Raw genomic sequence first — 7844 nt, forward strand, 5'->3', positions numbered from 1 at the left:
GTGCAGTTCTCCTAGCTGCGCGAGTTGCGTTTGCGGCACACCGTCGAACAGGAACACGGTCTTGCCGAAGATGCCGCGCTCGTTGAGCGGCTTGAGCGCGCGTGCCGCCTCGACCTTGTCCGGTCCGACCATGACTTCGGCATAGCGCTCGCCGATCTCGTCCATGCTCGCGTTGACGATCAGCCGGCCGTCCTTGATGAAGATCAAGTCGGTGAGGATGTGTTCGATTTCTTCGACTTGATGGGTAGTCACCAGAATCGTTTTCTGCTCGTCGAAGTAGTCGTTGAGCAGGCTCTGGTAAAACTCCTTGCGATAGAGGATGTCGAGGCCCAGCGTCGGTTCGTCGAGCACGAGCAACCTGGCGTCGATCGCCATGACCAGGGCGAGATGCAGTTGCACGATCATGCCCTTGGACAGTTCGCGCACGCGCTGCGTCGGCTTGAGTTTGGTGCGCGCGAGGAAGGCCAGGCATTTCTCGCGCGAGAAGCGCGGATGCACGCCGGCGACGAAATCCACCGCCTCGCTTACCCGCAACCAGCGGGGTAGTACTGCTACATCGGCGATAAAGCAGACCTGCTGCATCAGCTGTGTGCGCTGCGTGCGCGGGTCGAGGCCGAGCACGGACAGTTCGCCTTCGAATTCGGCGAGGCCGAGGATCGCCTTCAGCGCAGTCGTCTTGCCCGCGCCGTTCGGGCCGATCAGGCCTACTATTCGCCCTGCGGCGATATCGAAATCGATGTGGTCGAGGGCGACCGTAGCACCGTAGCGCTTGGCCAGGCCGCGCGCGTGGACGATGTTGGTCGTGGTGGCGCTGACGTCATTCATGCGAGGTGCCGTTCGTGTTCTTTGCGGTGGCGAGCAGGGTGGAAAGATCCAGACCGAGGCGGTTCAGGCGATCTCGCAGCGTGGGCCATTCCTCGCGCAGGAAGCGTTCGCGTTCGCTGCGCAGCAGGGCTTCGCGCGCACCCTCGGCGACGTACATGCCGAGGCCGCGACGCTTTTCGACGAGATTGTCGTCGACCAGTTCCTGATACGCCTTCGACACGGTGATCGGGTTGAGCTGAAAATCCGCCGCGACCTGGCGCACCGACGGCAGCGCATCGCCGTGCTTGAGTACGCCGTCGAGGATCATTGCCACGACTCGATCGCGCAGTTGGCGATAGATCGGGGCATTGTCGTTCCAGGTAACGCTCATGGCGATGGTCGCATCTTGATCAAGGACGTTCACTTACTGTTGCGGGTCAAAACCTTGCCGAAGGAATAGTAGGGCATGTCCAGGCGCAGGCGGTGCGGTTCGGCAACCGCGCGCACTAGGAAGCTGCGGTCTTCGTCGTCGCCGACCTGGGTCACGGCGGTGGCGCGCATTGCTTCGGCAACTTCTTCGGCGCCTGGTTGCACGGTGATCGTCGACAGGATCTGGATGCGATCGCTGGGGTCGATGCGCGCGGCGAGGACTTCCTCTTCACTGGCGCTCACATTGACGGTGGGCAGGACGGGAACGGTCATCGCGGTCGAAGCAACGGCCACGTCGGCGGTATCGGGGCGTACCGTCACCGTGTCGAGGGTGACGACGGGCAAGGCAGACGGGCCATGCGCCGGTGCGACCGAAACAGGATTCGAATGCAGGGTGGCCGCACCGAGAATGACCGCGCCCGTCAGCGCGAGCAAGCCGAGCCGGATAACTGGGGTGGACATGTTCATGATCATCTCCGTAGTGACTTTGTGAGTCGATGAAGTGGTGTTGTATGTAACTATAACACTAAATCACGAGATGTCAACAAGCATCGATGAAAAACTTCCTCGCGAAGTGAGGAAGACGAATTATCTGTTGATTTTATTGAAGAAAAAGAAATTTCAGGCGCGTAAAAAGCGCTGATGCAGAGCCAGCCTGCAACAACTTCGGACAGAATTTGCGCGCTGCTCAGGCCGCTTCGGCTTGCTCAAGCTCGTGCTGCGCGGCCAGCCAGGCCTCTTCCACCGTGCCGATGTCGGCGGCCAAAGCGTTTGACTGATGGCTCAGTTCGAGCATCTGCGCCGTCGAGGCGCCGGCATAGAACGCGGGATCGGCCAGCTTGGTGTCGAGCGCGCGCTTGTCCGCTTCGAGCGCGGCCATGCGCTTTTCGAGGTCAGCGAGTTTCTTGCGCAGCGATCGCTGCAGGGCGACGCGTTCGCGGCCCTCGGCGGCGGAATCCATCGCGGGCGCGGCTTTCGTCCGCGCGTCGGCGCGTTCGCGGCGTTGCTCTTTCTTGCTCTTGCCCGACGTGGTGGGGACCTCGGCACTGGCGGCGTCTTCCGCGTTCGCCCGCATCACGATGCGCGCGTAGTCGTCGAGATCGCCGTCGTAGTCGGCTACGCGACCACCGCCGACGTGGAGCAGGGTGGTGCAGCAGGTGCGGATCAGCGCGCGGTCGTGGGAGACGAGGACGAGCGCGCCTTCGTAGTCGTTGAGCGCCTCGGTCAGCGCTTCGCGCATGTCGAGGTCTAGGTGGTTGGTCGGCTCGTCGAGCAGGAGCAGATTCGGCTTCTGGTACACGGTCAGTGCGAGGCACAGCCGCGCCTTCTCACCGCCAGAGAACGGCGCGACCGGTTCGAGAGCGCGGTCGCCGACGAAGCCGAATCCGCCGAGGAAATCGCGCGCGCCGCGCTCGCCGAGCGCCGGGTCGAGTTCGAGCAGATGCTCGACTGCAGTCGACTTCGCATGCAACTGTTCAAGCTGATGCTGGGCGAAGTAGCCGATCTTGAGGTCGCGTGCGGCGACCATTTCGCCGCCCATCGGCGCGAGTTGCCCGGCAAGCAGCTTGATCAAGGTCGATTTGCCCGCGCCGTTCGCGCCGAGCAGGGCGACGCGATCGCCGGGCACGAGGTTGAATTTGATCCGGTCGAGCACTCGGCGCTCGCCGTAGCCTGCCGCGGCCTCGTCGAGACGCAGCAGCGGGTCCGGCATCGCCGCGGGCTTGCGGAATTCGAAGCGGATCGTCGAGGCCGCGCGCACCGGCGCGATGTCGACCATGCGCTCCAGCGCTTTGATGCGTGATTGCGCCTGGCGCGCCTTCGACGCTTTCGCGCGGAAGCGGTCGACGAAGCTTTGCAGGTGCGCGCGTTCGCGCTGCTGTTTTTCCAGCATCGATTGCTGCTGCGCAAGGCGCTCGCTGCGCTTGCGCTCGTAGCCGGTGAGGTTGCCGGCGAACAATTCGACGCGCTGTTCGGCGATGCTGAGCATGTGCGTGGCGACCGCATCGAGGAATTCGCGGTCGTGCGAGATGACGAGCAGGGTGCCAGTATACTTTTTCAGCCAGCCTTCGAGCCAGATCACCGCGTCGAGGTCGAGGTGGTTGGTCGGCTCGTCGAGCAGGAGCAGGTCCGAGCGGCACATCAGTGCCTGGGCGAGGTTGAGGCGCATGCGCCAGCCGCCGGAGAAATCGCGTACGTTGCTCGTTTCGGCACCGGCGGCGAAGCCGAGGCCGTGCAGCAGCGCGCCCGCGCGCGCATGCGCGGAGTAGCCGTCAATCGCGAGCAGGCGCTCGTGCAGGTGGGCCAGGCGCATGCCGTCGTGTTCGGCTTCGGCGACGGCGAGATCGCGTTCGATCTGGCGGAATTCGGTGTCGCCGTCGAGTACGTAGTCGAGCGCGGTGACGTCGAGCGCCTCGACTTCCTGCTTGACCCAGGCCAGGGTCCAGTTCTTCGGCCGTTCGAAATGCCCGGCGTCGGGTTGCAGATCGCCGGCGACCAGCGCCAGCAGGCTCGATTTGCCCGCACCGTTGCGCCCGCTGATGCCTACACGCCAGCCGGCGTGCAGTTGCAGGGTCATGGATTGGAACAAAAGCAGGGGGCCGCGCCGCAGCGCGAGATCGTCAAAACGCAGCATGCGCGCATTTTACCCGAAGACCTCGCGCGACTCGAACCTGAACGAGACTCCATTGCTGCGGAACCACTGCCGGGCAGGCGTGTCGAACCCTCCGGTTGATTTGCCTTCGCGGGATGGGAGCCGCACAATACGCAGCCTTTTCGCGCCGGCGCGATGAGCGCACGGCATTCCGGATCCGCGTGCGGATCGTTACCGAACGTTTTTTCGAGTTACCAGGAGCATACATGACCCAGTTTTTGCGCAAGACCCTGACCGCCACGGCCGTGGCTGCCGCGATGTCCGTTGCCAGTGCTTCGTTTGCGCAGGCCCCGGCCGCCGCACCGGCGGCTCCTGCCGCCAACAAGGCGATCGACGCCAAGTTCAAGAGCGAGAAGGAAAAGTTCGGCTATCTCGTGGGCACCAAGGTCGGTGAGAATCTTTCGCAGATCAAGGACGAGGTCGACCAGGCCGCGCTCGTGGCCGCGCTGCAGGAAAGCCTCAAGGGCGTCAAGCCGAAGCTGACTCCGGAAGAACTCAACCAGGTCAACCAGGAATTCATGCAGAAGCACCAGGCCGCGGCGATGGCCAAGCGTGCCGAGGAAGCGAAGAAGAACCAGGCAGACGGCGACGCGTTCCTGGCCAAGAACAAGGCCAAGGCCGGCGTGAAGACCACCGAATCGGGCCTGCAGTACGAAGTGATCAAGGAAGGCACCGGTCCGAAGCCGAAGGCCACCGATACGGTCAAGGTCGAGTACGTCGGCACCAAGATCGACGGCACCAAGTTCGACGCTTCGGCTGACCACGGCGGTCCGGCCACGTTCCCGCTCAACGGTGTGATCCCGGGCTGGACCGAAGGCGTGCAGCTGATGTCGGTCGGCTCGAAGTACAAGCTCTACGTGCCGTCCAAGCTCGCCTACGGCGAAAACGGCCCGGGCCCGATCGGTCCGAACGCGACGCTGATCTTCGACGTCACCCTGGTCGGCATCGAGCCGCCCGCGCCAGCGGCTGGCAACGCCAAGACGCCGCAGCCGGTGGACAAGCCCGCCGCCGCGAAGCAGTAAGCTCGCGCTGCAATACGAAAGTCGAAAAGGCGCGGAGTGATCCGCGCCTTTTTCGTGGGCGCGTCATCGCGCCATCCACATCGACCCGCTACAATTCCGTAGATGAAAATCAGCATATTCGGCACCGGCTACGTCGGTCTGGTCACTGGCGCGTGCATGGCCGACGTCGGCAACGACGTGGTCTGTGTCGACATCGATGCAGCCAAGGTCGCGCGCCTCGACGCCGGCGAGATTCCGATCTTCGAGCCCGGACTCGAGGATCTCGTCGCCGCGAACCGCGCGAAAAAGCGCCTGCGTTTCACCACCGACGCGCCAGGCGCGATCGCACATGCGGCGGTCATCTTCATCGCGGTCGGCACGCCGCCCGATGAGGATGGTAGTGCCGACCTCTCGCATGTGCTCACCGTGGCGCGCACGATCGGCAAGCACCTCGATCGGCCGGCGGTGATCGTCAACAAGTCCACCGTGCCGGTCGGCACGGCTGATCGCGTGCGCGAGGCGATTGTGGTTGAACTTGCCGCACGCAAGGTCGATGTCGCCTTCGACGTCGTCTCCAACCCCGAGTTCCTCAAGGAAGGCGATGCGGTCAAGGATTGCATGCGCCCGGACCGCATCGTGGTCGGCTCGAACAGCGCGCGAGCGATCGAGCAGATGAAGGCCCTGTATGCGCCGTTCAACCGCAACCACGAGCGCATCGTGCTCATGGACGTGCGTTCGGCCGAGCTGACCAAATACGCGGCGAACGCGATGCTGGCGACCAAGATCAGTTTCATGAACGAGATGGCGAACATCGCCGAGCGCGTCGGCGCCGACATCGAGCTCGTGCGCCACGGCATCGGCTCGGATCCGCGCATCGGCTATTCGTTCATCTACCCCGGCGCCGGTTACGGTGGCTCGTGCTTCCCCAAGGACGTGCGCGCGCTCGAACACACCGCGCGCAGCCACGGCTACGAGGCGCGCCTGCTCGGCATGGTCGAGGCGGTCAACGATGCGCAGAAGGAAAAACTCTACGAGCTGATCGAGCGCCACTTCGGCGGCGTGCCTGCAGGCAAAACCATCGCCGTCTGGGGTCTCGCGTTCAAACCAAACACCGACGATATGCGCGAGGCGTCGAGTCGGCGCCTGCTCGAGCAGTTGTGGAACGCGGGCGCGAAAGTGCGTGCCTACGATCCGGAGGCACGCGAGGAGGCCAGGCGCATCTACGGCGAGCGAGAGAGCCTGGTCCTGTGTGACGACGCCGACGCGGCGCTGGACGGTGCCGACGTGCTCGCGATCGTCACCGAGTGGAAGGCGTTCTGGAGCCCGGATTTCGCGCGCATCAAGGCAAGCCTGAACTCACCGGCGATTTTCGATGGACGCAACATCTACGAGCCGGCGGCGGTCGAGGCGGCTGGCATTGCGTACTATGGTATCGGGCGCGGCAGAAGCATTGCGGCGCCGCGCGGAGCAAGCGCATGAGCGCGTCGATCGAGCAGCGCCTGACCGATCTCGAAGTGCGCCTGACGTTTCTCGACGGCACCGTGCAGAGCCTCGACGCCACGATGGCCGAGCAGGACCGTCTGCTGCTCGACCTGCGGCGCGAGCTGGTGCGGCTGCGTGAAACGCTGAGTGGCATGCAGACGGCGGGGCAGGACGCGCGCGATGAGCCGCCGCCGCCACATTACTAGCGCATTCGTCCCGGAACGCGGAAGTCAAAAACGGCCATCCCAGGCCGCACTTTTCAAATAAAATCCTGGCTTCGACGAAAGCGTGTTCAAATTCATTTTTGAACGCAAGAATCAGCAAGTAGCCATCCCGGCTTCATTTCTTCAAATAGAATTCGAGCTTCGACGAAGCGTGTTCAAGTCCGTTTTATGTCCGAATCCCTGCGCGATCAACTCCTGAAAGCCGGCTTTGCGGCGAAACCCAAGGTCGAAACGCGACCTGAAAAAGACTCGCGCCGACTTCAATCGCCGAAGCATCAACATGCCAAACCGCAAGCCGCGCAGCAGAAAAAGTCACCGGCAAGCGCGGAACCCAATCTCGCCCACGCCTACGCAATGCGCGCGAAGCAGGAAAAAGACGAGCGCGAGCAGGCGCAGCGCGATGCCGAGCGACAGGCGCGGGAAAATCGCGAACGCAAGCAGAAACTCGCGAATCTGCTCAACGGCAAGGAACTCAACGTCGATGCCGCGGATACGCCGCGCCACTTCCCGCACGGCAACAAGATTCGTCGCATCTACTGCACGGCCGAGCAGATCGGCCAGCTCAACCGCGGCGAACTCGCCGTGGTGCAACTGGCCGGACGCTACCTGCTGGTCACGCGCGACATCGCCCTGCAGGCGCAGGCGATCAATGCGCCGGCGCTCGTCCTGCTATGCGATCCGGATGCGCCGACGGAAGACGATGTGCCGGCGGACTTGATGTGGTAGCGGCGTGCGCAACCACTCTTGCGGCGGTCAGAAGTCGATGAAATAGCCGCCGTTCACCGGGATGTTCGCGCCGGTGATGAAGCCCGATTCGTCGGCTGCGAGGAAGGCGACGACGCGCGCGATTTCCGACGGCTCGCCGAGGCGGCCGACGGGGATGCTCGCGACGATCTGACTGCGCACGTTCTCGGGGATCGCGCGCACCATCGCGGTGTTGCAGTAGCCCGGCGAGACGCTATTGACGGTCACGTTCTTGCGCGCGACTTCGCGCGCAAGCGCCATGGTGAAGCCGTGCATGCCGGCCTTGGCCGCGGAGTAGTTGGTCTGGCCGAACTGGCCGGTCTGGCCGTTGACCGAGGAGATGTTGACGATGCGACCGAAGCCGCGCTCGCACATGCCGTCGACGACGTTACGGCACATGTTGTACACGCCGTCGAGGTTGATCTTGAGCACGTCCACCCATTGCTGCGGCGACATCTTGCGCAGCGTGGTGTCGCGCGTGATGCCGGCGGCGTTGACGAGGATGTCGAT

The 7844-nt window shown here is 63.8% G+C and carries 9 protein-coding genes; 4 read left to right on the forward strand and 5 right to left on the reverse strand.

The genetic code is table 11. From position 1 onward, the window contains the following. The 4 genes from VF497_RS05115 to VF497_RS05130 all read right to left on the reverse strand — a co-directional run. Positions 1-825, reverse strand: an 825-nt coding sequence (locus VF497_RS05115; protein WP_330886557.1) for an ABC transporter ATP-binding protein, incomplete at its 3' end; no start/stop codon positions are given. After that, complete coding sequence (locus VF497_RS05120; RefSeq protein WP_330886558.1) at positions 818-1195, reverse strand: GntR family transcriptional regulator; 378 nt, start codon at positions 1193-1195, stop codon at positions 818-820. The genes VF497_RS05115 and VF497_RS05120, both read right to left, overlap by 8 nt. 29 nt (positions 1196-1224) lie before the next feature. Next, positions 1225-1701: a hypothetical protein gene (locus VF497_RS05125; RefSeq protein ID WP_330886559.1), complete on the reverse strand. Its 477-nt coding sequence runs from the start codon at positions 1699-1701 to the stop codon at positions 1225-1227. Positions 1702-1921: 220 nt separating this feature from the next. After that, positions 1922-3808: an ATP-binding cassette domain-containing protein gene (locus VF497_RS05130; protein WP_330886560.1), complete on the reverse strand. Its 1887-nt coding sequence runs from the start codon at positions 3806-3808 to the stop codon at positions 1922-1924. A gap of 281 nt (positions 3809-4089) precedes the next feature. Here VF497_RS05130 and VF497_RS05135 point away from each other — a divergent pair, with 281 nt between their 5' ends. From VF497_RS05135 to VF497_RS05150, 4 genes are all read left to right on the forward strand, one after another. After that, positions 4090-4905: an FKBP-type peptidyl-prolyl cis-trans isomerase gene (locus VF497_RS05135; protein WP_330886561.1), complete on the forward strand. Its 816-nt coding sequence runs from the start codon at positions 4090-4092 to the stop codon at positions 4903-4905. 102 nt (positions 4906-5007) lie between these two features. Next, entirely contained in the window at positions 5008-6363 is a 1356-nt protein-coding gene (locus VF497_RS05140) for a UDP-glucose/GDP-mannose dehydrogenase family protein (protein ID WP_330886562.1), read from the forward strand. Beyond that, positions 6360-6572: a SlyX family protein gene (locus VF497_RS05145; protein ID WP_330886563.1), complete on the forward strand. Its 213-nt coding sequence runs from the start codon at positions 6360-6362 to the stop codon at positions 6570-6572. Before VF497_RS05140 ends, VF497_RS05145 begins: the two co-directional genes overlap by 4 nt. A 186-nt stretch (positions 6573-6758) precedes the next feature. Then, the gene (locus VF497_RS05150) at positions 6759-7316 is read left to right on the forward strand and encodes a DUF2058 domain-containing protein (protein ID WP_330886564.1); all 558 of its coding nucleotides are present in this window, start codon (positions 6759-6761) and stop codon (positions 7314-7316) included. A 27-nt stretch (positions 7317-7343) separates the two neighbouring features. Here VF497_RS05150 and VF497_RS05155 read toward each other — a convergent pair. Further along, positions 7344-7844: SDR family oxidoreductase (locus tag VF497_RS05155; RefSeq protein WP_330886565.1), on the reverse strand; the 501-nt coding region annotated here is incomplete at its 5' end.

This window comes from Rudaea sp. (genome assembly GCF_036383415.1).
GTDB lineage: Bacteria > Pseudomonadota > Gammaproteobacteria > Xanthomonadales > Rhodanobacteraceae > Rudaea.

Coding starts and splice junctions, on each gene's coding strand:
- VF497_RS05120 (WP_330886558.1), bottom strand. CDS start 1,195: ATGAGCGTTACCTGGAACGACAATGCCCCGATCTATCGCCAACTGCGC.
- VF497_RS05125 (WP_330886559.1), bottom strand. CDS start 1,701: ATGAACATGTCCACCCCAGTTATCCGGCTCGGCTTGCTCGCGCTGACG.
- VF497_RS05130 (WP_330886560.1), bottom strand. CDS start 3,808: ATGACCCTGCAACTGCACGCCGGCTGGCGTGTAGGCATCAGCGGGCGC.
- VF497_RS05135 (WP_330886561.1), top strand. CDS start 4,090: ATGACCCAGTTTTTGCGCAAGACCCTGACCGCCACGGCCGTGGCTGCC.
- VF497_RS05140 (WP_330886562.1), top strand. CDS start 5,008: ATGAAAATCAGCATATTCGGCACCGGCTACGTCGGTCTGGTCACTGGC.
- VF497_RS05145 (WP_330886563.1), top strand. CDS start 6,360: ATGAGCGCGTCGATCGAGCAGCGCCTGACCGATCTCGAAGTGCGCCTG.
- VF497_RS05150 (WP_330886564.1), top strand. CDS start 6,759: ATGTCCGAATCCCTGCGCGATCAACTCCTGAAAGCCGGCTTTGCGGCG.